This is a genomic window from Pseudomonas syringae pv. tagetis (assembly GCF_022557255.1).
GTDB classification, from domain to species: domain Bacteria; phylum Pseudomonadota; class Gammaproteobacteria; order Pseudomonadales; family Pseudomonadaceae; genus Aquipseudomonas; species Aquipseudomonas caricapapayae.
Window position 1 is genome coordinate 3976187 of the sequence record NZ_CP092923.1, and the last position, 25141, is coordinate 4001327.

25 protein-coding genes are annotated in these 25141 nt (G+C 58.8%); all 25 read right to left on the reverse strand.

What is annotated here, in order from left to right:
• Window positions 1-9 precede the first annotated feature (9 nt).
• Window positions 10-2139: a flagellar biosynthesis protein FlhA gene (flhA, locus tag MME58_RS17620; RefSeq protein ID WP_002554274.1), complete on the reverse strand. Its 2130-nt coding sequence runs from the start codon at window positions 2137-2139 to the stop codon at window positions 10-12.
• A gap of 249 nt (window positions 2140-2388) precedes the next feature.
• Window positions 2389-3525, reverse strand: coding sequence for a flagellar biosynthesis protein FlhB (gene flhB, locus MME58_RS17625; protein WP_046719191.1), 1137 nt, complete (start codon window positions 3523-3525; stop codon window positions 2389-2391).
• Window positions 3526-4311 (reverse strand): flagellar biosynthetic protein FliR, encoded by a 786-nt coding sequence (fliR, locus tag MME58_RS17630; protein WP_032609911.1) that lies wholly within the window; start codon window positions 4309-4311, stop codon window positions 3526-3528. It lies immediately after the preceding gene.
• 6 nt (window positions 4312-4317) lie between these two features.
• The gene (locus MME58_RS17635) at window positions 4318-4587 is read right to left on the reverse strand and encodes a flagellar biosynthetic protein FliQ (RefSeq protein ID WP_002554277.1); all 270 of its coding nucleotides are present in this window, start codon (window positions 4585-4587) and stop codon (window positions 4318-4320) included.
• Between the two features lie 25 nt (window positions 4588-4612).
• On the reverse strand, window positions 4613-5365 hold the full coding sequence (gene fliP / locus MME58_RS17640) for a flagellar type III secretion system pore protein FliP (protein ID WP_054987602.1): 753 nt from the start codon (window positions 5363-5365) through the stop codon (window positions 4613-4615).
• Window positions 5365-5805, reverse strand: a complete 441-nt coding sequence (gene fliO, locus MME58_RS17645) for a flagellar biosynthetic protein FliO (RefSeq protein WP_003436111.1) — start codon at window positions 5803-5805, stop codon at window positions 5365-5367. The genes fliP and fliO overlap by 1 nt, the downstream gene beginning before the upstream one ends.
• Complete coding sequence (gene fliN, locus MME58_RS17650) at window positions 5806-6264, reverse strand: flagellar motor switch protein FliN (RefSeq protein WP_002554280.1); 459 nt, start codon at window positions 6262-6264, stop codon at window positions 5806-5808.
• Between the two features lie 61 nt (window positions 6265-6325).
• Window positions 6326-7294 carry a flagellar motor switch protein FliM gene (gene fliM, locus MME58_RS17655; RefSeq protein WP_055005641.1) on the reverse strand — a complete coding sequence of 323 codons (969 nt, stop codon included), beginning with the start codon at window positions 7292-7294 and terminating at the stop codon, window positions 6326-6328.
• 9 nt (window positions 7295-7303) lie between these two features.
• The gene (gene fliL / locus MME58_RS17660) at window positions 7304-7816 is read right to left on the reverse strand and encodes a flagellar basal body-associated protein FliL (RefSeq protein ID WP_054987600.1); all 513 of its coding nucleotides are present in this window, start codon (window positions 7814-7816) and stop codon (window positions 7304-7306) included.
• Window positions 7817-8364: 548 nt separating this feature from the next.
• Window positions 8365-9768, reverse strand: coding sequence for a flagellar hook-length control protein FliK (locus MME58_RS17665; protein ID WP_054987599.1), 1404 nt, complete (start codon window positions 9766-9768; stop codon window positions 8365-8367).
• Window positions 9769-9876: 108 nt separating this feature from the next.
• Entirely contained in the window at window positions 9877-10233 is a 357-nt protein-coding gene (locus MME58_RS17670) for an Hpt domain-containing protein (RefSeq protein WP_054987598.1), read from the reverse strand.
• A 34-nt stretch (window positions 10234-10267) separates the two neighbouring features.
• Entirely contained in the window at window positions 10268-11974 is a 1707-nt protein-coding gene (locus tag MME58_RS17675) for a fused response regulator/phosphatase (protein WP_055005640.1), read from the reverse strand.
• Window positions 11934-12281 (reverse strand): STAS domain-containing protein, encoded by a 348-nt coding sequence (locus tag MME58_RS17680; RefSeq protein WP_004408073.1) that lies wholly within the window; start codon window positions 12279-12281, stop codon window positions 11934-11936. The genes MME58_RS17675 and MME58_RS17680 overlap by 41 nt, the downstream gene beginning before the upstream one ends.
• Window positions 12282-12365: 84 nt before the next feature.
• Window positions 12366-12815 carry a flagellar export protein FliJ gene (gene fliJ / locus MME58_RS17685; protein WP_002554288.1) on the reverse strand — a complete coding sequence of 150 codons (450 nt, stop codon included), beginning with the start codon at window positions 12813-12815 and terminating at the stop codon, window positions 12366-12368.
• Between the two features lie 6 nt (window positions 12816-12821).
• Window positions 12822-14180 (reverse strand): flagellar protein export ATPase FliI, encoded by a 1359-nt coding sequence (gene fliI, locus MME58_RS17690; RefSeq protein WP_055005639.1) that lies wholly within the window; start codon window positions 14178-14180, stop codon window positions 12822-12824.
• Window positions 14170-14988 carry a flagellar assembly protein FliH gene (gene fliH, locus MME58_RS17695; protein ID WP_055005638.1) on the reverse strand — a complete coding sequence of 273 codons (819 nt, stop codon included), beginning with the start codon at window positions 14986-14988 and terminating at the stop codon, window positions 14170-14172. The genes fliI and fliH overlap by 11 nt, the downstream gene beginning before the upstream one ends.
• A gap of 15 nt (window positions 14989-15003) precedes the next feature.
• A complete protein-coding gene (fliG, locus tag MME58_RS17700) occupies window positions 15004-16020 on the reverse strand; it encodes a flagellar motor switch protein FliG (protein WP_011268442.1) in 1017 nt (338 codons plus the stop codon).
• Window positions 16013-17797 (reverse strand): flagellar basal-body MS-ring/collar protein FliF, encoded by a 1785-nt coding sequence (fliF, locus tag MME58_RS17705; RefSeq protein WP_003436100.1) that lies wholly within the window; start codon window positions 17795-17797, stop codon window positions 16013-16015. The genes fliG and fliF overlap by 8 nt, the downstream gene beginning before the upstream one ends.
• 15 nt (window positions 17798-17812) lie before the next feature.
• Entirely contained in the window at window positions 17813-18142 is a 330-nt protein-coding gene (fliE, locus tag MME58_RS17710; RefSeq protein ID WP_002554293.1) for a flagellar hook-basal body complex protein FliE, read from the reverse strand.
• Between the two features lie 242 nt (window positions 18143-18384).
• Window positions 18385-19800: a sigma-54-dependent transcriptional regulator gene (locus tag MME58_RS17715; RefSeq protein WP_054986815.1), complete on the reverse strand. Its 1416-nt coding sequence runs from the start codon at window positions 19798-19800 to the stop codon at window positions 18385-18387.
• A complete protein-coding gene (locus MME58_RS17720; RefSeq protein WP_024662270.1) occupies window positions 19800-21014 on the reverse strand; it encodes a sensor histidine kinase in 1215 nt (404 codons plus the stop codon). The genes MME58_RS17715 and MME58_RS17720 overlap by 1 nt, the downstream gene beginning before the upstream one ends.
• 122 nt (window positions 21015-21136) lie before the next feature.
• On the reverse strand, window positions 21137-22612 hold the full coding sequence (fleQ, locus tag MME58_RS17725) for a transcriptional regulator FleQ (RefSeq protein ID WP_055007199.1): 1476 nt from the start codon (window positions 22610-22612) through the stop codon (window positions 21137-21139).
• A 177-nt stretch (window positions 22613-22789) separates the two neighbouring features.
• On the reverse strand, window positions 22790-23086 hold the full coding sequence (gene fliT, locus MME58_RS17730; RefSeq protein WP_003316802.1) for a flagellar protein FliT: 297 nt from the start codon (window positions 23084-23086) through the stop codon (window positions 22790-22792).
• Between the two features lie 24 nt (window positions 23087-23110).
• Window positions 23111-23500 (reverse strand): flagellar export chaperone FliS, encoded by a 390-nt coding sequence (gene fliS / locus MME58_RS17735; RefSeq protein ID WP_054986817.1) that lies wholly within the window; start codon window positions 23498-23500, stop codon window positions 23111-23113.
• Window positions 23501-23624: 124 nt separating this feature from the next.
• Window positions 23625-25076 (reverse strand): flagellar filament capping protein FliD, encoded by a 1452-nt coding sequence (fliD, locus tag MME58_RS17740; protein ID WP_055007200.1) that lies wholly within the window; start codon window positions 25074-25076, stop codon window positions 23625-23627.
• Window positions 25077-25141 lie beyond the last annotated feature (65 nt).

A 25141-nucleotide genomic window follows, 5' to 3' on the forward strand; every position in this document is an offset into this window, starting at 1 on the left:
CTCACTACCTCAGCCGTTCGGCCCGACAGTCGCTACGATGGTTACTTGCTTGTTGTCCGGAATTTCCTGATACGCCAGAACATGCATGTTCGGTACAGCCAATCGTCCAAATCGTGACAGCATCGCCCGGACAGGCCCTGCTACCAGAAGAATTACCGGCAACCCTTGCATCTCCTGACGCTGGGCGGCCTCAATCAACGAACGCTGGAGCTTCTCAGCCATGCTTGGCTCAAGAAGAACGCCTTCTTCCTGACCCTGACCAGCCTTCTGCAAACTATTGAGCAATATCTGTTCCAACCTTGGCTCCAGAGTGATAACAGGCAGCTCCGGCTCAACCCCTACAATGCTTTGGACGATTGCGCGGCTCAGACCCACGCGCACGGCGGCCACCAAAGCGGCGGTATCTTGACTCTTACCGGCGTTGTTGGCGATAGCTTCGGCAATGCTGCGAATATCACGCACAGGTACATGTTCAGCCAGAAGCGCTTGCAGCACGTTGAGCAGCGAGGACAGGGACAGGACGCCCGGGACCAGCTCTTCAGCCAGCTTGGGCGAGCTTTTGGCCAGCAATTGCATCAATTGCTGGACTTCTTCGTGACCAATCAGCTCATGAGAGTGCTTATAGAGAATCTGGTTCAAGTGGGTTGCCACTACAGTGCTGGCATCCACCACGGTATACCCCAGCGACTGTGCCTGGCTGCGCTGGCTGATTTCGATCCATACAGCCTCCAGACCAAACGCCGGGTCTCTGGCGGTGATGCCGTTCAGGGTCCCGAAGACTTGACCGGGGTTGATCGCCAGCTCGCGATCCGGGTAGATTTCGGCCTCGGCCAGAATCACACCCATCAGTGTCAGGCGATAAGCGCTGGGTGCCAGATCGAGGTTGTCACGGATGTGTACGGTCGGCATCAGGAAGCCAAGTTCCTGCGACAGCTTCTTGCGCACGCCCTTGATACGCGCCAGCAACTGACCACCCTGATTGCGGTCCACCAGCGGAATCAGGCGATAACCCACTTCCAGCCCGATGATATCGATGGGCGTCACGTCATCCCAACCCAGTTCCTTGGCGTCTTGAACGCGGGTCGGCGACGGCAGCAGATCCTGTTGACGCTGCACTTCGGCCAGCGCTTCGACCTTCACCTGATTCTCTTTCTTCCAGAGCAGATACGCGCCGCCCGCCGCTACCAGGCCAAGGCTGATGAAGGAGAAGTGCGGCATACCCGGCACCAGTCCCATCACGATCATGATCGCAGCGGAAACGGCCAGCGCCTTGGGCGAGGCAAACATCTGCCGATTGATCAGCTTACCCATCTCTTCCGAACCGGAAGCGCGGGTCACCATGATCGCAGCGGCAGTCGACAAAAGCAGTGATGGCAATTGCGCCACCAAACCGTCACCGATGGTCAGCAGCGTGTACACGCGGCCTGCGTCGGCGAAGGTCATGTTGTGTTGCAGAATACCGACCAGCATGCCGCCGATCAGGTTGATGAACAGGATCAGCAGACCGGCAATCGCATCGCCGCGCACGAATTTGCTGGCACCGTCCATGGAACCGTAGAACTCGGCCTCTTGAGCGACTTCGGCACGGCGGCGCTTGGCTTCCGGTTGATCGATAAGGCCGGCGTTGAGGTCCGCGTCGATGGCCATCTGCTTGCCAGGCATCGCGTCGAGGGTGAAACGCGCGCTGACCTCGGAAATACGGCCGGCACCTTTGGTGATTACCACGAAGTTGATGATCATCAGAATCGCGAACACCACGATACCGACGACATAGTTGCCACCGATCACAACTTCACCGAAGGCCTGAATCACCTTGCCCGCAGCGGCATGACCGTCCTGACCGTGAAGCATGACCACACGCGTGGAAGCAACGTTGAGTGCCAGACGCAGCAACGTGGCGACCAGCAGAATGGTTGGAAACACCGAGAAGTCCAGCGGCCGCAGGGCGTAAACGCACACCAGAAGCACGACGATGGACAGTGCAATGTTGAACGTGAAGAACACGTCCAGCAGGAATGGCGGCATCGGCAACATCATCATTGCCATCATGACCAGCAACAACAGCGGAACGCCCAACTGACCACGGCCAAGGCCTGTGATATTGCTGCGTGCGCTACTGAATATCTGAGAACGATCCACTGATTGTTTACCTGCGCACTAGATCAAAACATTGACGCCGATGGCGACCTGTATCGACCCTGTTGCAAAAAGCTGTCCAACTTTTACAAAGCCAGTGGCAGTAAGGCTTTAGACACAGAAATCACGTAAATCCAGTGCGCTGAGCGCAGTCAGAAAAATCTTCTCGTTTGCCTGTGCAAGAGCGGACGCGGAGCGTCTGAAACCAGGGCCTTTCAGATTGATGCCCGAACGTCGCGAGAGGGGACCGGACTACGCGTCGCGCTGCAGGTCGGGAGGGATTTTGATGTCGCCCAGAGGGTCGGGGCGCTTGCCCTGACCGGCACGGAACTGGCGGATCTGATAGACGTAGGCCAGCACCTGGGCGACGGCCAGATACAGGCCGGCGGGAATTTCCTGATCGAGTTCGGTGCTGTAGTAAATGGAACGCGCCAGTGCCGCAGATTCCAGAATCAGGATCTCGTTATGCGCGCCGATTTCGCGAATTTTCAGCGCCACCAGATCAGTACCCTTGGCCAGCAACATCGGTGCCCCGCCCTGCTCGGGATCGTATTTGAGGGCGACGGCGAAGTGTGTCGGGTTGGTAATGATCACGTCAGCCTCAGGGACGGAGGCCATCATGCGTCGCTGGGACATTTCACGCTGCAACTGGCGAATACGTTGCTTGACCTCCGGGCTGCCCTCGCTGTTCTTGTGCTCGTCGCGCACCTCCTGCTTGGTCATCAGCAGCTTCTTGTGCGCCTCATACAACACGAACGGCACGTCCGCCGCCGCGATGAATATCAGGCCACACGCCATCCAGAAACTGCTCCAGCCCACCACCATCAGGCTGTGAATCATGGCCTGCTCAAGCGGCTCGTGGGCAATCGCGACCAGGTCCTTGCGCTCATTGTTCAGGACCACCAGCGCAACCGCCAGAGTGATCAGGAATTTGCCGAAAGACTTGAGCAATTCGACCAGCGCATGCGGCGAAAACATGCGTTTGAGCCCTGCTGCCGGATTCATGCGGCTGAACTTGGGCATCAGTGATTTGGTGGCGAACAGCCAGCCGCCGAGCATGATCGGCCCTACCAGTGCGGCAACCAGCATGGCGATCAGAAATGGCAGAACCACGACCAGCGCGTGCATCCCGGAACTGAGCAGCGCCTTGCCCATGTAGGACTGATCCATCAGGGTTTCGCGGGATATCGTGAAGTTGTCACGCATCAGCTCGGACATCATCAGGGCGATATCGGAGCCGAACATCAACAGCCCTCCCGCCCCCATCAGCATCACCACCAGCGTGGTCAGTTCCTTGGAGCGAGCGATCTGGCCGTCAGCCCGTGAGTCCTTGACCTTTTTTTCCGTGGGGTCTTCTGTCTTGTCCTGGCCATTCTCGTTTTCTGCCATTCAACGAGCCCTCACCATGTCGCGCAACGCCTGCAATGCCTGCGTAGCGATCGGTTGATACTGATTGAGAATGTCGCCCATGGTCATCCACAGAATGACCATGCCCAACACCAGCGTGAGCGGGAAACCGATGGAAAAGATGTTGAGTTGCGGCGCGGCACGGGTCATGACGCCAAAAGCGATGTTGATGATCAGCAGCGCGGTAATCGCAGGCAACACCAGCCGCAGACCCGAAGCCAGTACCCAGCCCAACCCGTTGGCCAGCTCCCAAAAGTTATTGACCAGCAAACCACTGCCGACCGGCATCGTGGTAAAGCTCTCGACGAGGATTTCCAGCACCACCAGATGACCGTTCATGGCCAGGAACAACAGGGTGACCAGCATCGTAAAGAACTGGCCAATGGTGGCGGAGGAGACACCGTTGGTAGGGTCGACCATCGAGGCGAAGCCCATCCCCATCTGCGTCGAGATGATCTGCCCGGCGACCACAAAGATATGAAAGAACAACTGCAGCGACAGGCCCATCCCGGCGCCGATGATGATCTGTTCGCCGATCAGCAATAGCGCGCTCAGGTCGAGCGCCTGCACGGGCGGCATGGCTGGCAGCGCAGGCGCGACCACCACGGTGATCGCCACGGCGAGGTACATGCGCACCCGACGCGGGACCAGCGTGGTGCCGATGATCGGCATGGTCATCAGCAACGCGATGATGCGAAACAGCGGCAACATGAAGCTGGCTACCCAGGTACTGATCTGGGTATCGGTCAGCGCGAGCATCGGCTGCATGCGATGCTAGCCGATCAGGGTCGGAATACTGGTGTACAACGACAGCATGTATTCCATGAATATTTTCAACAGCCACGGGCCGATGACGATGAGGGTGACGAGCATCACCAGCAGGCGCGGCAGGAAGCTCAGGGTCTGTTCGTTGATCTGCGTGGCCGCCTGAAACATTGCCACCAGCAGACCGCACAACAGGCTTGGCACAACAAGAATCGCAACCAGCACAGTGGTCAGCCACAGCGCCTCGCGGAACAGATCGACGGCTACTTCCGGCGTCATCGGGCAGACTCCTCAGTGAAACGGCTCATACGCCACCAAAACTGCCGGCCAGGGTGCCGACAATCAGCGCCCAGCCGTCCACCAGCACAAACAGCATGATCTTGAACGGCAGAGAAATGATCAGCGGCGACAGCATCATCATACCCATCGCCATCAGCACGCTGGCCACCACCAGATCGATGATCAGGAACGGAATGAAGATCATGAAACCGATCTGAAACGCCGTCTTGAGCTCCGAAATCACGAACGCAGGGACCAGAATGGTCAGCGGCGCAGCATCCGGGGTCGGGATGTCGGTGCGCTTGGACAGACGCATGAACAGCTCGAGGTCACTGGTGCGGGTTTGTGCCAGCATGAAATCCTTGATCGGCACCTGAGCTTTGGCGACAGCATCCTGCGCCGTGAGCTTTTCAGCCAGATAAGGCTGTAGCGCATCCTGATTCACCCGGTCGAATACCGGCGCCATGATGAACATGGTCAGAAACAACGCCATGCCGGTGAGGATCTGGTTCGACGGCGTCTGCTGCAAGCCGAGGGCCTGACGCAGAATCGAGAAGACGATGATGATCCGCGTGAAGCTGGTCATCAACATGACGAACGCCGGAATGAAGCTCAGCGCGGTCATGATCAGCAGAATCTGCAGACTGACCGAATACTCCTGCTGACCATCGGCACCATTGGACAGCGTGATCGCCTGGATCGACAGCGGATCGGCCGCTAGCGCAGCGGGCGTCACCATCACCAGCAACAGCAGTATCAGGAAACGCAAGGCGCCCATTACTTCTTGTCCTTATCCTTGCCCATCAGCTCCATCAGGCGCTGAGCGAATTCAGGGGTAGCCTGCTCGCGCACCGGCACCTGCACGGGCTCCTTGAGCACATGCAAAGGCGTGATTCGCCCGGGCGTAATGCCCAGCAGCACTTGTTCATTGCCGATCTGCACCAGCACCAGCCGATCACGCGGCCCCAGCGCGCGCGAGCTCACCAGCTCGATCACCTGATTGCTGTTCGGCCCGACGCGCTGCACCCGGCGCATCAGCCACGCGAGTACGAAAATCAGGCCAATCACCAGGATCAGACCGAACAGCAGTTGCACCACCTGCCCGCCCATACCGCCGGAGACCGTATTGGCCACTTGCGCAGGCGCCGCCTGAACGGCGGGTTCGGCGGCCCAGGCCAGCGATGGCAGGGTCAGCAGAACACTCAGCCAGCGCCTCACTTAGCGCAGCTTCTTGATGCGTTCGCTCGGGCTGATCACGTCGGTCAGACGGATGCCGAACTTCTCGTTGACCACCACCACCTCACCGTGCGCGATGAGCGTCCCGTTGACCAACACGTCCAGCGGCTCACCAGCCAGACGATCCAGCTCGATCACCGAGCCCTGGTTGAGCTGCAGCAGGTTACGGATATTGATGTCAGTGCTGCCCACTTCCATGGAGATCGACACCGGAATGTCAAGAATCACATCCAGATTAGGCCCATCCAGAGAAACCGGCCCCGTGCTTTTCGGCACGCTGCCGAACTCTTCCATGGTCATCCGGCTACCCGAATTCCCCGCATCCGCAGCCAGCAACGCATCGATGTCAGCCTGACTGTCGCCAGCTTCGCCCAATGCAGCAGCCCACTCATCGGCCAACGCCTGATCTTCAGCAGACGTCATATCGTTTTCATCAGCCATCAGTTGTCCTCTGCACGCAGTATTTCAGTTACGCAACAATTTCCGACGTCGACCAGACAGGTCAGCGTCGCGCTATGGGTTCGATTACTTGCAGGGCCATCTTGCCCTTGTGCGAGCCAAGCTTGACCTTGAATGAAGGTACGCCATTGGCACGCATGACCAGCGAGTCGCTCAATTCCACCGGGATCACATCACCAGGTCGCATGTGCAGGATGTCACGCAGCGGCAGCTGACGCTGGGCGACGGTCGTAGTAAGAGGCACATTGACATCCAGCACGTCTTCCTTGAGCGCATTGACCCAGCGCTCGTCCTGATCGTCCAGATCCGACTGGAAGCCGGCATCGAGCATTTCGCGGATCGGCTCGATCATCGAGTACGGCATGGTCACGTGCAGATCGCCGCCACCGCCATCCAGTTCGATGTGGAAGGTGGAGATCACTACAGCCTCGCTCGGCCCGACGATGTTGGCCATGGCCGGGTTCACTTCCGAGTTGATGTACTCGAAATTGACTTCCATGATCGCCTGCCAGGCCTCCTTGAGGTCGACAAACGCCTGATCCAGCACCATGCGCACGACACGCAGTTCGGTCGGCGTGAACTCCCGGCCTTCGATCTTGGCGTGACGACCGTCACCGCCGAAAAAGTTATCCACCAACTTGAACACCAGCTTGGCGTCAAGAATGAACAGCGCGGTGCCACGCAGCGGCTTGATCTTGGCCAGATTGAGGCTGGTCGGCACGTACAGGGAATGCACGTACTCACCGAACTTCATGACCTGAACACCGCCCACCGCCACGTCCGCCGAGCGGCGCAGCAGGTTGAACATGCTGATACGTGTGTAGCGGGCGAAGCGCTCGTTGATCATTTCCAGCGTCGGCATGCGTCCGCGGACGATCCGGTCCTGGCTGGTCAGGTCGTAACTTTTGACACTCCCAGGTTCGCTGTTGTTGTCAGTCTGGACCATCCCATCGTCGACGCCATGCAGCAGCGCATCGATCTCGTCCTGGGAGAGCAGGTCTTGCACGGCCATGTGAGAGTCCTACTGCAATACGAGGTTAGTGAAGAGCAGCTGTTCGATCACAGTCTTGCCGAGTTCTTTCTGCGCGACTTCCTGAATGCTGGCGGTCGCTTTCTGACGCAGCATTTCCTGGCCGATCGGCGAAGCCAGCGATTCGAAGGGAATGGCTGCAAACAGCATGACCAGATTGTTGCGGATCAATGGCATGTGGACCTTCAGCGCTTCCATGTCGGCTGCGTTACGGCCCAGCATGGTGATGCTCACCTGCATGTAGCGTTGGCGGCCATTGGCGTTGAAGTTGACCACAAAGGCCGGGGTCATCGGTTCGAACACCGCCACTGGCTTGACGTTGGCTGCCGCTGCGGCCGCCGCTGGATCTTCCTTGCTTTCGCTCTTGTGCATGAGGAACCAGGTCGCGCCCACCGACAAGCCTACGGCCAGCAGCAGCGCCACGACGGCGATGATAATGAGCTTGAGTTTGCCTTTACCTTTGCCTGTGGTCGCGGGGTCTTTAACTTCTTCGCTCTGCGCCATGCCAATAATCCGTCACTATTCAAGAGGTTCTTCAATACGTGACAGAGGCAGAGCAAGTGTTATGCCAGAGTTGTACGAGGCGGAGATGTATTGGACACAAACGGTTACGCGCCTGGGCGCGAAGGGATCGTGATTCTTGTGAAAGCACTTTAGAGCAGTTTGGCTAAAGGCACAGTTCGGGAGCTAATAACTATCGTTCCTCACGCTCCGCGTGGGAATGCAGTTCATGACGTCGTGTCGCGGCTGCCACGACTATCGTCCCCACGCTCCGCGTGGGAATGCAGTTCGTGACGCTCCGCGTCACACAATGGTTTTTCGTTCTCAGGTGGATTGAGGTTCGACTCAAGTCACCTTTTCGCCCCTCGGCGACCTACTTTGATGGGGCCAAAGTAGGCAAAGCCCGCAACTCCGTTTCCGGCCCGACTTCACCCTGTCACTTACGTCGCAATCTGGGTCGTCTGTGCCATCGCGTTAAAAAAGCATTTCTGCGCCATCAAGTTCATGCAATGCATGACATCGCGTCGCGGCTGCCATGCAACTCAAGAGCCTCACGCGTAATAATCGATCTCACTGGTGCCGATCACACGTGCCGCTGGCTGGCTGACCGGAATGGCTGCATCGACGCCTGCGATTTCATCGGAGGTATCGCTGGAACTCATGCCACCGCCACGACCGCTGCGCTGGGCACGGCTGGCCTGCTCCTGAGCCTGTTGCTGGGCCTGCTGTTGCGACTGGTCGGAAACATTGACGTCGACGTTGCCAAGCCCCTGCTGCACGAACGACTCACGCAACTTCGACATCTGGCTTTCCAGTGCATCACGTACACCCATATGGGCGCTCATGAAGGTCACCTGGGTCTGCTGCTCAGGCGCCATGTTGATACGAATATCGAGACGACCGAGTTCGGCAGGTTCCAGCTTGATATCGGCGGTCTTGAGATTCTGGCTCGACAGGTACATGACGCGGTCGACGATGCCTTCGGTCCAGCCGCTTTGATGCATGGCCAACGGCTGGTTCATCAAGGGCGCGGCAGGTGCTGCCGCTGCGCGTGCCGGTTGCGCGGCCTGGCTGAGCGCAGCGAGGCGATCGGCAAAGTTGTCGACGCGCGTGTCGCCGGCGGCGCCTTTGACATCCTTCAGACCCTCACCGATCAAACCGCTGAACGACTTGTCACTGCTTTCAGTGCTGCTGCCTTCGGAGGGAAGTTGCTCGCTCAGGACCGACAGGTTATTGACGATATTCTGATTGGGGTCAGCTTCAGAGTTGCTCGGCGTCGCCTTGTTGGCAGCCTGGGCGTTCTGCGCAGCCAGTTGAGTCTTGGCAGTGGCGTTTTCCAGCGCCAACTGCACGGCATCCAGACCGTCCAGCGGATCGGCGTCGGGATTGAAGGCGTCTTCGGCCACGACTGGCGGTGCCGCCTGAGTGGTAGTGAGCGCCGAGACCACTGGTGCGGTGACAACTTCCGCACTTGGTGGTGCCTTGCCTACAGGTGCCGCGGGAGCCTGTGCGGCCATTGCCTGCAATGCCGGGTCAAGGGCCGGATCGACGACCGCCTGGCCCTCAGTCAGCGCCGGATCGGCAGAGGCCTGCGCATCGTCCTGCTTCGAGTCGGAATGCGCCGCGTCATCATCCGCACTTGCCGACTTGGCTGGCAAATCATTGCCGCTATCGGCAACGCTCGACTTGTCGGCGGCATTCGTCTGATCGCTTGCAGGCTTGTCCTTGCCAGCGGCAACCTTGTCCTTGTCAGGCGCGGTCTTGTCGCGAGCTGGTTTTACGGGCGTATCGTCACGCGCAGGGACGGTGTCTTTCGCCTGCTTTGCATAGACATTGGAAAAGCTGGAGGCCCCGTCCTTGCTGCTGTCAGCAGACTTGACCGCATTGTTGGCCACACCGGACCTGGCGGTCACAGAGGTTGTAGCCTGAAGAAGCGCATTGGTAGCAAGGGGCATTTCGGTCTCCGCATCAGCTGCTGGTTATCGCCTTACCAGAGTAGCTAGCAATATGCGGGCCAATTTTTAAATGATCTCCATAACGGGAATCGAGGGAGACTTCAGGGCTCAGCTGACGAACAGCTGCCGCTCGGAATTGAACAACCCGCGAATCGTCATGTATTCACTGTCGATCGTGCCAATCAATTCTGCCAGACCTGCGAACTGCTCCTGGCGGGCCTGCTCCTCGAGCTGACGGCACAGCTCGGAAAGCTGCAAGGCCCCCATGTTGCTACTGCTGCCCTTGAAGCTGTGAGCGGTAAGGCTCAACTCCTGAAAGTCAGGATTGCGGGACCCGGCAGCCAGACGCAACTGCGCGATACGCTGCTCGGAATCCTTGAGAAAAACATCCAGCAAGGTTGGATATTCGTCTTCCATGACCTCCTGCAAGGTATTCAACACGCTGTAATCCAGATGAATCGACACTTGTTCACTCCTTGATCAAGACTCCAGGCGGGGATTATGCCACTCCCTCCCAGGAAAATTCCACGCAGGCGGTCCTGCCATCCCTGGACCACCTGGCCTCGCGGCTCAACTCACAGACCAGATGCAGCCCGCGACCATACAGTTCATTGCTGGCAGGCGTCAGCGTCCGGGTCTTTTCCACATCAAATCCCTGGCCGCTGTCCTCGACACCGAGGGTCAGCCGACCGCCCTGCGCGACCGTTTCAACCTGCAGGGTCATGCGGATGAAGCCGGACTGCAGCCTGTCGAGGCGTTCTGCCCGCTGCTGATAATAGAGCGCGAAGCCTGCTGCGTCGTGCTTGAGCGCCGAATCCAACCCTAGCACACCATGCTCCAGCGCATTGCTGTACAGCTCGCCGAGCACCATGTGCAGTGCGGCACCCTGATCACGCAGGCCATGTACCTCCAGCAGCAATTGCAGTACGTAAGGCAGGGGGTTGAAACGCTTGAGGGTCGAGGCACGAAACTCGAAGCTGGCCGACCAGTCCAGCGGGCTGGAGGCGCCGCTGTCCGAATACATCATGGCAGGCAGACTTTGCAGCGGCGCTTCGACAGCGCTGACTTCCAGCAGACTGACATCGTCACGCGCCTTGCCGCCAAATTCGTTGAGCGCCTCGAGGATCTCTTCGATCAGCAACTGCGGTTCGCGATTGGCCGACAGAACCTGTCGCAGACGCTGCGCACCGAACAGCTCCTCCTGACTGTTACTGGTGTCGAGCACGCCGTCGGACAACAGAAATATGCGGTCACCCGGCGCCAACGGATACACGTCGGTGCGCGCGTCGAAGGCATCGACGCTCAATACGCCCAAGGGCAGATGATTCGAGGCCAGCGGCACATGCTCGCCCTGTGCGCCGCGCAGCAGGTAGCCGTCCGGCAAGCCGCCGCTCCATACCTCGACCTGCCGCTGCGGCAGATTGATACACAGCAGCGTCGCACAACAAAACATGTCGACCGGGAGGATGCGTTTGAGCTTGGCGTTCATTTCACGGAGGATTTCAACCAGGCCATAGCCCTTGGCTGTCATGCCATAGAACACTTCTGCAAGCGGCATCGCGCCAACGGCAGCCGGCAAGCCATGTCCGGTGAAATCACCGAGCAGCACCTGCATGTGCCCGGCGGGGGTGTAAGCGGCCAGCATCAGGTCGCCGTTGAACAGTGCGTAGGGGGACTGCAGGTAGCGGATATTGCTCGCCCCCAGGCAACCGGCGTGGGCGATCTGATCGAACACCGCCTTGGCGACACGTTGCTCATTGAGCAGATATTCATGGTGCCTGGCGATCTGGTCACGCTGCTGGCGAACAGTCTCGTGCAATACCCGCAAACGGTTCATGGCGTTGAGCTTGGCGGCCAATACCAGCGGGTTGTAAGGCTTGGACATAAAGTCGTCACCACCGGCGTCCAGGCAGCGTGCAAGCGCCTCGCCTTCGGTGAGCGAGGTCAGGAAGATGATCGGCACCAGCGATTCGCCGGCCATCGCCTTGATCCTTCGCGCCGCTTCGAAACCATCCATGACCGGCATCATGGCGTCCATCAGAATCAACTGCGGGCTTTCGGCCTTGAAGATGGCAACCGCTTCGACACCGTTGCCCGCGCTGAGGACCCGGTGACCCTGCCGCGCCACGATGGTTGACAGCAGCAAGCGGTCACTGGTGCTGTCATCAGCGATCAGAATGCACAGTTTGTTCGGGGCTGGCTGCACTGGGTATGCTCAATTCGAACAGCTTCGAGAAATTGGAAATGGCCAGAATCTTCAGCACATCAGGCGTGCAGTTGACCAAGCGTACCAATGCCTTGTCACCTCCGGCGTGATCGCGCAGCAGCAACAGCATGCCCAGCGCAGAACTGTCCAGATAATGCGTACCGCGCAGGTCGACCACGTAGTTCAGTGACTGCGGATAGTCCTCATAGGCAGTGCGAAACGCCTGATGGGAATTGAAATCGAAACGCCCTTCGATATAAAGGGTCAGCGTCTGGCCATCGGCAGAACGTTCGGAAGTGACAGTCATGGGAACCTCGAGGTGTTTCATCACCGAGACATTGATAGCGTAGACCAGCCAGAGAGATCACTGCGGGTCTGATTGAGTCAAACGTCAGAATTGTTCATGACGAGGCAGGCGCTGCGACAACTCGTCGAGCAATTTCTGCTCGCGCTTGTCTTCCAGCCTGCGCGCCTCGTCCATGTACCGCTGCACCAGCTTGCGCAAGCCCTCTACCCGCGCGTAGCAATCCTGCCAGGCGCTGCGCGCCCGATCCAGATTGGCTTTGTGCCATTCAAGACTTTTGTATTGCTGGGCAACGGCGACATCGAGCTGACTGAGAAAGCGTTGATAACCCAGCAGCCACTGCCCGGAAACCCCGGCACTGCCGCGCTGCAACCATTGTTGCTGATAATCCTGACGAAACTGGTCAAGTTCCTGCAGCTTGTTGTTGGCAAGATTGACCTGCCCCTGGAAGTGCCCAAGGCGCTGGGCGGCAGTTCGCTCGGCAGCCTCTGCCATCTCGACCACCGGCGCCAGACGCGCCGCTCGACTCTGCGCCATGGGTTATCAGCCGCCAGTCGCTGGTGCGAAGATCGACGCCAGCGCCTCGCTGCTGCCCTGCATGCTTTCGTTCTCGCGCAACGCCTGACGCTGATAGCGCACCAGTACCGGATGCAGCGCAATCGCCATGTCCGTTTCGCGATCGCCGCCTGCTACATAGGCCCCCACGCTGATGAGGTCGCGAGTCTGCTGATAGCGTGACCACAACTGTTTGAAATGCTGCGCACGCGCCATGTGCTCGGGGCTGACCACGGCGGGCATGACCCGGCTGATGGACGCTTCGATATCGATAGCCGGGTAATGCCCCTCTTCGGCCAGGCGCCGGGACAGCACGATGTGGCCGTCCAGCACACCGCGCGCCGAATCGGCAATCGGGTCCTGCTGGTCATCGCCTTCGGAGAGCACGGTGTAAAACGCGGTAATAGAACCACCACCCTTTTCAGCGTTGCCGGCGCGCTCGACCAGTTTGGGCAAGCGGGCAAACACTGATGGAGGATAGCCCTTGGTGGCCGGCGGCTCGCCAATGGCCAGCGCGATTTCCCGCTGAGCCTGAGCAAAACGGGTCAGTGAATCCATCAGCAACAGGACATTCTTGCCCTTGTCACGAAAGTATTCGGCGATTCGCGTGCAATACATCGCTGCGCGCAAACGCATCAGAGGCGCATCATCGGCTGGCGAAGCGACCACCACCGAACGCTTCAGGCCCTCCTCGCCGAGGATGTGCTCGATGAACTCCTTGACCTCACGGCCCCGCTCCCCGATCAGGCCAACGACGATGATGTCCGCTTCGGTGAAGCGCGTCATCATGCCGAGCAGCACACTCTTGCCCACGCCCGTACCGGCAAACAGCCCGAGACGCTGACCGCGACCCACCGTCAATAAACCGTTGATGCACCGAATGCCGACATCCAGTGGCTGACTGATGGGGTCACGCTTGAGCGGGTTGATGGTCGGGCCATCCATCGGCACCCAGTCTTCGGCCTTGATCGGCGAGCGACCATCCAGCGGACGACCGGCACCATCAAGGACCCGGCCCAGCATGCTCATGCCCATCGGCAGACGACCGGTATCGGCCAGCGGCACAACCCGCGCGCCAGGCGCGATGCCGGCCACGCTGCCGACCGGCATGAGAAACACCTTGCCACCGGAAAAACCCATCACTTCAGCTTCGACTTCCACCGGGTGATGGCTGTCGTCATTGATAACCACACACCGGCTGCCCATTGCCGCGCGCAGGCCCTCGGCCTCAAGCGTCAGACCCACCATGCGCAGCAGACGACCTTCCACTACGGGCTGGGCAGGCAGGCTGATCGACTCGGCATAGGAACCGAGGCGCTTGGCGAAACTGGTGCGATCAAGGCGCATCGAGGGTGTCCGCGTCAGATTCTTCAGCATTGGGGGCTTTGCCTGGCGAGACATCCAGATCAACGCTCAGATCCGCTGCAGCAGGATGAGTGACCTGTTCATGCAACTGGTCGTGCATCTTGGAAATCGCCAGGGCAATGCGTGTTTCGACGCTGGCGTCGATACGGCTATGCTCGGTTTCGATGCGGCAACCGCCCGGCAGCAGGTCTTCGTCTTCGACGATCTTCCACGACTCCTCGTGACGTTCACGCATGGCCTTGACCAGCAGAAAGTCCTGAGGATTTATGAAAATTCGCACATTCTGCGCGCCCATCGGCAATAGCTTGAGGGCATCGCGCAGCACGCTGGCAATCTGTGCCGAGTCCGTGACCAGCTCGCGCTGAATGACCTTGCGCGCGATGTGCTCGACGAGGTAAATGACAGCCTTTTCGATCTGGGTGTCCTGCTCGGCGATAGGTGCCAGCAGATTACCCATCAGTTGTTCCAGGCTGGCAACTTTTGCCGCAAGAACGACCTCCGCCTCCTGACGCACTTTTAGCTGAGTGCCGTGAAAACCTTCCTTTTCACCGGTGGCGAAGCCTTCGTTCCAGGCCTCCTGGCGGATGCTTTCCAGCTCTTCCAGAGTCAGTGGCTGGACTTCATCCAGCGGCACTTCTTCCATCTCGGCCGGTTCGTCGACCAGCTCGGGTTCCGGTTCAGGTTCGGGCTCCACGTGTGGATCGAAGCTGGGCAGCGCCCAGATGTCGAGCAACGCGGCGTCCTTGGCGCGAATGAGGTCGCTGGCCGATTCTTTATTGGAACTGGACATGAGTCGGCTGAATCCTTAGATCATTTCCTCGCCACCCTTGCCACCGAGTACGATCTCGCCGGCCTCGGCCATACGACGCGCAATGGTGAGGATTTCTTTCTGGGCGGTTTCCACATCGCTGACACGCACCGGACCTTTTGCTTCCAGATCGTCGCGCAGCAGCTCAGAGGCACGCTTGGACATGTTCTTGAAGATTTTTTCCTTGATGCCTTCGTCCGAGCCCTTGAGCGCGAGTACCAGCACGTCCGAGGATACTTCGCGCAGCAGCGCCTGGATACCACGGTCGTCGACATCGGAAAGATTGTTGAAGACGAACATGAGGTCCTCGATCTGCACCGAAAGGTCTTCGTCGACCTCGCGGATCGAGTCCATGAGCGAACCTTCGATCGAGCTGTCGAGGAAGTTCATGATGTCGGCCGCACGCTTGATACCACCCAGTGTGGTACGCGACGTGTTGGCGTTACCGGAGAACTGCTTCTCGAGAATCTGGTTCAATTCCTTGAGAGCCGCTGGCTGTACGGTGTTGAGCGATGACACGCGCAGGATGATGTCGAGGCGGACCTTGTGATCGAAATGCCCAAGCACCTCGCCCGCCTGATCGGCGTCGAGGTAGGCGACCACGATGGCCTGAATCTGCGGGTGCTCGAAACGGATCACGTCGGCGACCGCACGCGGCTCCATCCACTTGAGGCTGTCCAGGCCGCTGGTATTGCCACCCAGCAGAATCCGGTCGATCAAGCCGTTGGCCTTGTCCTCGCCCAGTGCCTGGGTCAGCATCTTGCGGATATAGCCGTCGGAACCGACGCCAAGGCTGGTCTGATCGCCGACGATGTCGACGAATTCGCTCATGACCTCTTCGACCTGCTCGCGATGCACGTTGCGCATCTGCGCCATCGCCACACCCACTTTCTGGACTTCCTTGGGGCCCATGTGCCGGAGCACCTGAGCCGCATCGGTTTCGCCCAGCGAGAGCAACAGTACAGCCGCTTTTTCAACTTTGGAGAGTTTGGCTACCATGGCTCGTTCATTCATCAGTGTTGATCCACTCTTTCACAACCTGAGCCACACGGCCAGGATCCTCAGCCACCAAACTCTTGATTGCGTTCAGCTGTGCGTCATAGCCTTCGGTCGGGCTTGGCAGCAGAATGCTCTGCGGGCCACCCAGACTTACGCGATCGTTGGACAATTCGCCGTCCAGACCGCCCATGCCACCCAGTTCGGCGTCGCCGCCGAAACCTGCCAGTTCCTTGCGCTTGCCATTGGTGATGTTGTTCAACACCGGGCGCAGTACACCGAACACCAGGATCAGGATGAAGATCACGCCAACAGCCTGCTTGACGATGTCCCAGAACCAGGGTTGCGAATAGAACGACGCTTCAGGCAGCACTTCAGCGCGTTCGCTGGAGAACGGCACGTTGATCACGCTGACGCTGTCGCCGCGGCTGGCGTCGAAACCGACGGCATCCTGTACCAGCCGCGTGAAGCGAGCGAGATCCGCCGCGCTCCATGGAGCACGGGTGACTTCGCCATTGGCCGCGTTGGTCTTGACCATGTCATCGACCACTACCGCAACCGAAAGGCGGGTCAGACGGCCCTGCTGCTGCTTGGTGTGACTGATGGAACGGTCAAGCTCGAAGTTCTTGGTCGACTGCACGCGCTTGTCGGCCGGGTATGGCGCCAACGCGGGCTGACCGGTTGCCGGGTCCATGATCTGCTGACCATTGGCATCCAGCAGGGGTTGGCCTGGAGCGATAGGGCCGGCTGCACCGGCTGCGCCACCGCCTGCAGTCTGCGGAGCCGTCGCCGGGCCGGGCGGCTGATTGCTCAGCGCCCCCGGAACGCCGCCCGAGCTTGAGCTGCTGGAACGTTGTTCATTGACCGACTGCTCGCTGCGCAAGGCAGGTTGATCAGGGTTGAAGCTTTCGGCGGTCGATTCGACAGCGCTGAAATCAACCACTGCCGAGACCTCGGCCTTATAGCGATCATTGCCCAGAATCGGCTGCAGAATGTTCTGCACGCGCTGGGTGAGCATGCTTTCCATGCGACGGCTGTAGTCGAATTGCTTGCCGGCCATGGTCAGCTCGGAGTTTTCCGCCTGATCGGAAAGCAGAGCCCCCTTCTGGTCAACGACGGTAATCTGCGACTTGCTCAGCTCGGGAACACTGGTGGCCACCAGATTGATGATGGCCATGACCTGACTCGGCTCCAGCGAACGACCGGCGTACAGCTCGACCAGTACCGAAGCGCTTGGCTTGCGGTCATCACGGACGAATACCGAGCTTTTCGGAATCGCCAGGTGCACGCGGGCACCCTTGACGTTGTTCAACGCAGAAATGGTACGCGCCAGCTCGCCTTCCAGGCCACGACGATAACGCGTGGCTTCCATGAACTGACTGGTGCCCAGCCCCTGATCCTTGTCGAGGATTTCGAAACCGATGTTGGCGTCGTTCTGTACCACACCCGCCTGAGCCAGCTGGATGCGCGCACGCTGCACATCATCGGACTTCACCAACAGCGCACCGGAGTTCGGCTCGACGGTGTAGTTGATGTTCGCTGCAGTCAGGGTGTCCATGATCTGCTTGCTGTCCATGCCCGCCAGACTGCCATAAAGCGGACGATAGTCAGGCTGCTGGGACCAGAGCACCACGGCGAAGCCGATGGCCACGCTCGCGGCAAGACCGACCATGAGGCCGATCTGACGCAGCATGGTCATTTCGGAAAGATTTTCCAGAAAAGACATACCGAACAACGGTTTTCTTTCGGAAGCGCCCGCTCTTGCAGGAACGGTATCGGCAGCTGCTTCAGCCATGACTCAGTACGTCCCTTAAACCGGCATCTGCATGATGTCTTGGTAAGCTTGAACCAGCTTGTTACGTACCTGGGTCAACGCCTGAAAAGACACGCTGGCTTTCTGCGACGAAATCATGACGTCGGTCAGATCCACGCCGCTCTTGCCGATTTCGAATGCATTGGCCAACTGGCTGGAAGCCTGCTGGGTCTGCGCGACCTTGTTGACGGCCTGACCAAGCATGTCAGCGAAGCTGCTGGCACCGGCTTCCTGCGCACCGGACACGGGCTTGGGCGCAGACATCGCGTCCATCTGCATGGCCCGCATATCCAACATCAAGCGATTAAATTCAACACCTTGGCTCATGGACATATCTCTCGTAAGGCCCGCAAATTTTTGACACTGATTCAGCGGGTACAGAAGGTATAGCAACAACGATGCCAGCTAGATGGCGGCTATTTGCCACACCAGATGAGTGCATCATGTCGCTTGACACGAGTTCGCGCCGGGCCGCCCGTATCTACGGGGCGCCGGGATTATTTCAGGCTTGTATCACAGCAAAAATATTCAGTGACCGCCGATCGGGAGCGGCGATCCGTGTGCCTGGTTCATGTGGCAAACAGATAGGCTTCCACATCCATTCCGGCGTCACGCATCTGCGCCAGCTTGTAGCGCAATGTACGCGGGCTGATACCCAGGCGTTCCGCAGCCTCCTTGCGACGTCCCCGTTCAGAACGCAGGGTGTCGATGATCATTTGAAACTCGTGACGCCTGAGGTCATCGCCCAGCGCGCCGACAGATTCCGGACTGACGCCGGCACCTGCATTCTCCGCCACGGTAGTGCCAGTCACTGCCACTGCAGCCTCGACAGAGGCAGCAACAGGCAGGCTGGTAACCGGCCCGGACAGACAGAAATCCTGCGCCTGAATCACCCCGCCCTGCTGCAGAATCAAGGCACGCTGCACAGCGTTATCCAGCTCCCGCACATTCCCGGGCCATGGATAGCTCACCAGACACTGCTGCGCTTCGGCAGAAAGACGAACCGGCGCGTGCTTCATTTTATTGACGTGCTTGGCCAGAAGCCGCTCGGCCAACGGCAGAATATCGGCAGTCCTTTGACGCAACGCCTGCCATGCCAGTGGAAATACCGACAGGCGATAAAACAGATCTTCACGAAAGCGCCCCGCCGCCACTTCACCCGCCAGATCGCGGTTGGTGGTCGCCACGACGCGGATATCCAGAACGATCGGCTTGCGCGCCCCTACGCGTTCGACTTCGCGTTCCTGCAACACACGCAGCAATTTGGCTTGCAGCCCCAGCGGCATTTCGGAAATCTCGTCCAGAAGGATCGTCCCGCCGTCAGCCTGCTCGAACTTGCCGGCCTGCGCCGCAATGGCGCCGGTAAACGAACCCTTCTCATGACCGAATAACGTGGCTTCCAGCATATTGTCCGGAATCGCTGCACAGTTGATCGCAATAAAAGGCTTATCGGCACGGGGCGAGTTTTGATGAATGAAACGCGCCAAAACCTCTTTGCCGGTCCCGGACTCGCCGGAGATCAACACGGTGGAGTCGCTTTTCGCCACGCGACTGGCCAGGTTCAGCAACTGGATACTGGCGGGCTCGACGGCAATCGGTCCGTCGCGCTCGGCAGGTTCCAGACGACCCAGTGCATGCCGCGCAACCAGCGCGATCAGCGCCTTGGGCTCGAAGGGTTTGACCAAGTAATCCGCAGCCCCCTGACGCATGGCATCGACAGCGCGCTCGACTGCGCCATGCGCCGTCATCAGCAGCACCGGCAGTTGCGGATGCCGGCTGCGCAACAGACTCAACAACTGGTGGCCGTCCATGCCCGGCATGTTGACGTCACTGATCACCAGGCTGAAGGGCGTTGCCTCGGCAGCCACCAGTGCTTCTTCGGCGGAACCGACCGCCTGATAGTCATAACCGGCCAGCTCGAGGGTTTCCCCAAGCGCTTCCCGGAGCGAACGGTCATCCTCGACCAGCAGCACATTGATCGGCATCAGTTATTACCTGTCGGACTGGAAGCCGGGATCAACGGCAGACTGACAATGGCGCAGGTACCACGGCCGACCCGCGACAAATAATCCACGCGCCCCTGATGCGCACGCGACACCGCCGTCACCACGGCCAGACCAAGCCCTGTGCCGGTGGTCTTGGTCGTAAAGAACGGCTCACCGATGCGCGCCAGCGCGGCCTTGTCAATGCCGCTGCCGTTATCGCTGAAGCAGATTCGCAGTTCGTTGCCGCGACTGTAGGCGTGAATTTTCAGCAGCGTCCGGCCAGCGCTGGCCTGGACGGCGTTTTCAATCAGATTGAGCAGTGCGCCGACCAGTGTGTCGCGATTGCACAGCAGCTCGCCATCGATGCTGTCGCACTGCCAGCGCACCGCCACGCCCTGAACATGCGTCGCAGCCGCATTTTGCAGCGCCTGAAACAGAGCACCGGGCGTCAGGCGATCCGTCAGCGGCAGTTCGCCGCGGGCGAACACCAGCATGTCGCGAACCTGATGCTCCAGCTCATGTAAACGATCCTTGAGCCGCGCGGCGAAACGCTGCTGGGTTTCCACCGGCAGTTCCTGCTCGGTCAAATGGCTGGCGTAGATCATGGCAGCGGACAACGGCGTACGAATCTGATGCGCCAGAGAAGCGACCATACGGCCCAGTGACGACAGGCGCTCGTGACGAGCCAGCTGTTCTTGAAGATGACGGGTTTCGGTCAGGTCATTGAGCAGCACCAGTTGCCCTGGCTCTGCATCCAGCGAACGCGTGGCAATGGAAAGCCTGCGGCCATCCTTGAGCGAGACTTCGTGGCCATCATCTTCACGGGGTGCAAAACAGCGGCTGATCACATGACGCCAGAGCATGCCCAACAGCGGCTGACCAAGCAGGTCGATGGCCGCCGGATTGGCTTCGCGCACGACGCCCATGCCATCAATGACGATCACCCCGCCGGGCAGCAGATCAAGCAGATTCTGCAGTCGGTTGGCCAGGCGTTCTTTTTCCGCCAGCTCCTGAAGGCGCTGGGCACCGGCATGAGCCAGTTCGCCCTTTAGCTCGGTGACGCGCGCTTCAAGCAAGCCGTAGGAGTCGGTCAGTTGCGCCGACATTTGATTGAACAGCGAGAATGCCTGCTCAAGCCCCTGACGACTTTCCAGTTCCGGGGAGTACTGAGCCTGAACAGATAGGGCGGAAGTCAGTTGGGCGGCCTGGGACATGATTCATCTCTCTCGTGGCGAACCGTCAGTAAACGGTGTGTTAAGAGAGACTTAGCAATCCCCGTGCCTAAAAAAAACCCCTGAAAAATCAGGGGCTTGGCTTTTGGCACAAAAAACCGGCGTCAATCATCTGCCTGTTCATCGCCCTCACGACGACTCATACCGTACTTGCGCATCTTCTCGACCAGCGTGGTCCGACGAATGCGCAGGCGCTCCGCAGCGCGAGCAACGATACCGTTGGCATCGTCCAGCGCCTGCTGAATAAGGCCCTGCTCCAGACCACCGAGGTAGTCTTTCAGATCGAGCCCTTCTGGCGGCAGCATCGCGCCGGAAGCGAAGTTCGGCGTATTGCTGTTGATCGCCACACGCTCTTCGATCTCGCTGCGCATGCTGTCGACCATCTGCTCGTCTTCGTCGTCGACATAGCGAAACTTCTTTGGCAGCTCGGCTACACCAATCACACCATACGGATGCATGATCGCCATGCGCTCGACCAGGTTGGCCAGCTCACGGACGTTGCCCGGCCAGGCATGGCGACACAGCGACATGATGGCTGCGGAGTTGAAGCGAATCGAACCGCGCTTCTCGTGCTCCATACGCGAAATCAATTCGTTCATGAGCAGCGGGATGTCTTCGACACGCTCACGCAATGGCGCCATCTCGATCGGGAACACGTTGAGACGGTAGTAAAGATCTTCGCGGAAGCTGCCCAGCTCGATCATGGTCTCGAGATTCTTGTGCGTTGCGGCGATGATGCGCACATCGATGCTCTGCGTCTTGTTGCTGCCCACACGCTCGAACGTGCGCTCCTGCAAGACGCGCAGCAGCTTGACCTGCATCGGCAGCGGCATGTCGCCGATTTCGTCAAGGAACAAGGTGCCGCCGTTGGCCAGCTCGAAGCGGCCGGCACGGCTGGTGATCGCGCCGGTAAACGCGCCCTTCTCGTGTCCGAACAGCTCGCTTTCGAGCAGTTCGGCCGGAATGGCACCGCAGTTGACCGGCACGAACGGCGCATCTCGGCGCTTGGAGTGGTAGTGCAGGTTACGCGCAACCACTTCCTTGCCCGTCCCCGACTCACCAAGGATCAGTACGCTGGCGTCAGTGTCAGCGACCTGCTGCATCATCTGCCGCACGTGCTGAATCGCGCGGCTGGTACCTACCAGACTGCGGAACAGGTTCGGTTCACGATGACGGCCGCGCTCGCGAGCCTGGTCGTACATCTCGCGGTAGACCTGGGCACGGTGCAGCGAATCGAGCAGCTTGCTGTAGCTGGGTGGCATTTCGAGTGCGGAGAGCACTCGCCTGCGCAAATCCTCGGGCAATTCGACAGAGGAATTTTCACTCATCAGCAGCACAGGAAGGAACTCATCCCATGCCGCGATGGTCTTAAGGAGCCCTTGCAGGCTGCCCGGCGCGTTTACGCTGCCGACCAGTACGCACAGTACTTCTCGTGGAGACGCCAGAGAGCCGACCACCTGCTGCCAGTCCTGACTGGAACAGGAGAGATTTTCTTCGCCAAGAAAATTCAGGATCACCGCCAGATCCCGGCAGCGCTGGCTATCGTCATCGATTAGCAGAATCTTGATTTCACGCCACATGCAATAGCAACTTCCCTAGTCAACTCAATGCCCATGATTGGGGGGCAGCTTGGCTTCTCAGATGTATAAACCTTGAGACGCCAGAAAATAGTAAACATCACTAGTTAAGTCAAAAAAACGAACACAGTCAAATTTATGGCGAAATTCTTGTCGAACAATAAAAATGACAATTAAACATTAACCGAACAGATGGTATACCTTCGTCGCGCTCTTCGCATTCTGGATTTGAGTCATTTCTTCGACAACCGCTTGACGCTCACCGGTTGCAACATCAATCAGTTGCCTGTAGACACCCAATAACTCCTCAAGGTTGCTGCGCAGTGCAGGTTCGTCGTCGGGCGCTTCGCTGACCACCGCGTCGACACACTCGCGACACGCCAGGTCCAGCTTGACGATAGCCTCCCAGTCACGATCTGCCAGCGCGCCTACCAAGGCTTCGCGGGTTTCCTCGATACGCTTGAGCGCAGCACTCATTATTGTTCTCCTCAGGCCAGCAGATTATTGCAAGGTGCCGATAGCATCCCAGCCTTCCTTGACGGTGATCAACAGGCCGGCGACTTCATCGAGCATCTTCTGATCATTACGGGCGTTGGCTTCCGCCAGACGCGTCATCATGTAGTGATAGAGACTGTCCTGCCTGACCAGCACGTCACTTGGCGAGCTTTCCAGATCCAGCCCCTCACGCAGGCCGCCCACGATGTCGATGGCCTTGCTGATGAGCACGCCCTTGCTGGCGATATCCTTGCGCGCCATGGCACCCTTGGCCTGAGCAATGCGGTCGAGGCCACCTTCCATCAACATTTGAACAAGACGATGAGGACTGGCCTCCGAGGTCTGAGCCTGGGAGCCGATCTTCTGATACTGCCGCAACGCTAACATCGGATTCATAATGGGCCTCGTAACAAATCCAGAATACTGATACTCAAGCTATCGACGCAGTGCGCAGAAACTTTAGCCCAAAAGCAAGAACCCGACACAGAGTCGGGTTGCTGATACTTCCACACTCGTTTTTTTACGAGGCGTTTTTCTGCGCGTTCATCGCTTCAAAAATCGAAGTAATGCTTGAAGCCGTTGCCTTTAACTGCCCGACGACCAGGTCCATTGCGTTATATTTCTTGGTGAGGGTTGCCGTCAATGTCGTAATACGACGGTTGAGCGCCTCCTGATCACTGGCCAGTCGCGTCTGCACTTTATTAAGACTGGTGGTCTTGCCAGCCAGAACGCCGTCGGCTTTCGTATACGGCTCAAGAGCAGTGTTCATGCGTGCGATCAAGCCACCCGAGCTGGTGCCGTCAGCATTGGTCACACCGGTGAACATCGCCTGAATCTGGCTGCCCAGCTTCTTGTCGCTCAGCGCTGTTGTGAGTTCGGTCGTGCTCAACGTCAATTTGCCGTCAGACTGTTGAGTCTTGATCCCCAACTGCGCCAGGGAACTCAAGCCGGCATTCGACGTAGCCGTGGCAATCTGGTCGCGTATCGTCGCCAGCAGGGCACGCGGCGCGGAATCGCCGGTCAACGCAGCGGCCGTGTATTTACCCTGACTGTCGACAGTGCCCTTGGTCAACGACGACACCAGTGAAACCAGTGTGTTGTAAGAGTCGACGAAAGACTGCAATGACGTTTTCAGACCATCGGTGTTAGTGGCTACCGTGACTGTGGTCGATGCCGAAGGAGCAGAAGAAGCGCTGGGCGCGACCAGTTCGAACGTCAGACCGGAAATGGCCGTACTCACGGTATTGGTCTTGCTGGTCAGACTCAGGCCATCGACCGTGAACGCAGCGTCCTTGGCGACATCGGTAATCGCACCGGCGCCAGTACCCGAGGCACTCATCAACTTGGTGCCATCAATGTTAAGCGCTTCCTGGCCGGAAGCGCCCGTCACCGAAATGTCACTGCCCTTGCCGGTGGTCGTCGAACTGAACACCAGCCTGGAACCGTTGTTGTCGTTGATGATGTTGGCGGTGATGCCTTTACCCTGCAGCGTCGAGTTGACCTTGTCGCGCACTTCCTGCAGCGTCGAGGTCTTGTCGATCGCCACGTTGTAATCAGTGCCATTTTGAGTGATTTTCAGAGTACCACTCGGAATAGCACTTGACTGCGTCGAGTCTAGCGCGGCGGTAGCCACCTTCGAAGGCGTTGCCAGCTGGCTAACGTTGATCGCGTAGGAGCCGTTGACTGCCGTGTTGCCCGCTGTGGACTTGACCACCGCTTCATTAGAAGACGTAGCAGCAAAGCCCTGGAAGGCAGGCGTGGTGGAACTGGCAAGGGTGTCCAGTGTCTTCTGGAACGCAGCCAGTGCAGACGTCAACTGACTGACACCCGACAGGGATGCAGTCGTGGAGGCGCTCTGCTTGTCGATCTGGTTCTGCTTGGGCGCTTTTTCAGCACCGACAAGACCTTCGACGATGGAACCGATTGCCAAACCGGACCCAATACCATTTGTAGATGTAATCGGACTTGCCATGGTGCTTCTCCCTTCAAGAATGCCGCAGGGTTAACCGCCCTTTTAAAAGGCGAATGACCCGACAA

Bases quoted from the DNA above. Each gene is read 5' to 3' on its own strand.
- flhB (WP_046719191.1), bottom strand. From the start codon at position 3,525: ATGGCAGAAAACGAGAATGGCCAGGACAAGACAGAAGACCCCACGGAA.
- fliR (WP_032609911.1), bottom strand. From the start codon at position 4,311: ATGCAGCCGATGCTCGCGCTGACCGATACCCAGATCAGTACCTGGGTA.
- MME58_RS17635 (WP_002554277.1), bottom strand. From the start codon at position 4,587: ATGACGCCGGAAGTAGCCGTCGATCTGTTCCGCGAGGCGCTGTGGCTG.
- fliP (WP_054987602.1), bottom strand. From the start codon at position 5,365: ATGGGCGCCTTGCGTTTCCTGATACTGCTGTTGCTGGTGATGGTGACG.
- fliN (WP_002554280.1), bottom strand. From the start codon at position 6,264: ATGGCTGATGAAAACGATATGACGTCTGCTGAAGATCAGGCGTTGGCC.
- fliM (WP_055005641.1), bottom strand. From the start codon at position 7,294: ATGGCCGTGCAAGACCTGCTCTCCCAGGACGAGATCGATGCGCTGCTG.
- fliL (WP_054987600.1), bottom strand. From the start codon at position 7,816: ATGGCGCAGAGCGAAGAAGTTAAAGACCCCGCGACCACAGGCAAAGGT.
- MME58_RS17665 (WP_054987599.1), bottom strand. From the start codon at position 9,768: ATGCCCCTTGCTACCAATGCGCTTCTTCAGGCTACAACCTCTGTGACC.
- MME58_RS17680 (WP_004408073.1), bottom strand. From the start codon at position 12,281: ATGACTGTCACTTCCGAACGTTCTGCCGATGGCCAGACGCTGACCCTT.
- fliJ (WP_002554288.1), bottom strand. From the start codon at position 12,815: ATGGCGCAGAGTCGAGCGGCGCGTCTGGCGCCGGTGGTCGAGATGGCA.
- fliI (WP_055005639.1), bottom strand. From the start codon at position 14,180: ATGCGCCTTGATCGCACCAGTTTCGCCAAGCGCCTCGGTTCCTATGCC.
- fliH (WP_055005638.1), bottom strand. From the start codon at position 14,988: ATGTCCAGTTCCAATAAAGAATCGGCCAGCGACCTCATTCGCGCCAAG.
- fliG (WP_011268442.1), bottom strand. From the start codon at position 16,020: ATGAATGAACGAGCCATGGTAGCCAAACTCTCCAAAGTTGAAAAAGCG.
- fliF (WP_003436100.1), bottom strand. From the start codon at position 17,797: ATGGCTGAAGCAGCTGCCGATACCGTTCCTGCAAGAGCGGGCGCTTCC.
- fliE (WP_002554293.1), bottom strand. From the start codon at position 18,142: ATGAGCCAAGGTGTTGAATTTAATCGCTTGATGTTGGATATGCGGGCC.
- MME58_RS17715 (WP_054986815.1), bottom strand. From the start codon at position 19,800: ATGCCGATCAATGTGCTGCTGGTCGAGGATGACCGTTCGCTCCGGGAA.
- MME58_RS17720 (WP_024662270.1), bottom strand. From the start codon at position 21,014: ATGTCCCAGGCCGCCCAACTGACTTCCGCCCTATCTGTTCAGGCTCAG.
- fleQ (WP_055007199.1), bottom strand. From the start codon at position 22,612: ATGTGGCGTGAAATCAAGATTCTGCTAATCGATGACGATAGCCAGCGC.
- fliT (WP_003316802.1), bottom strand. From the start codon at position 23,086: ATGAGTGCTGCGCTCAAGCGTATCGAGGAAACCCGCGAAGCCTTGGTA.
- fliS (WP_054986817.1), bottom strand. From the start codon at position 23,500: ATGAATCCGATGTTAGCGTTGCGGCAGTATCAGAAGATCGGCTCCCAG.
- fliD (WP_055007200.1), bottom strand. From the start codon at position 25,076: ATGGCAAGTCCGATTACATCTACAAATGGTATTGGGTCCGGTTTGGCA.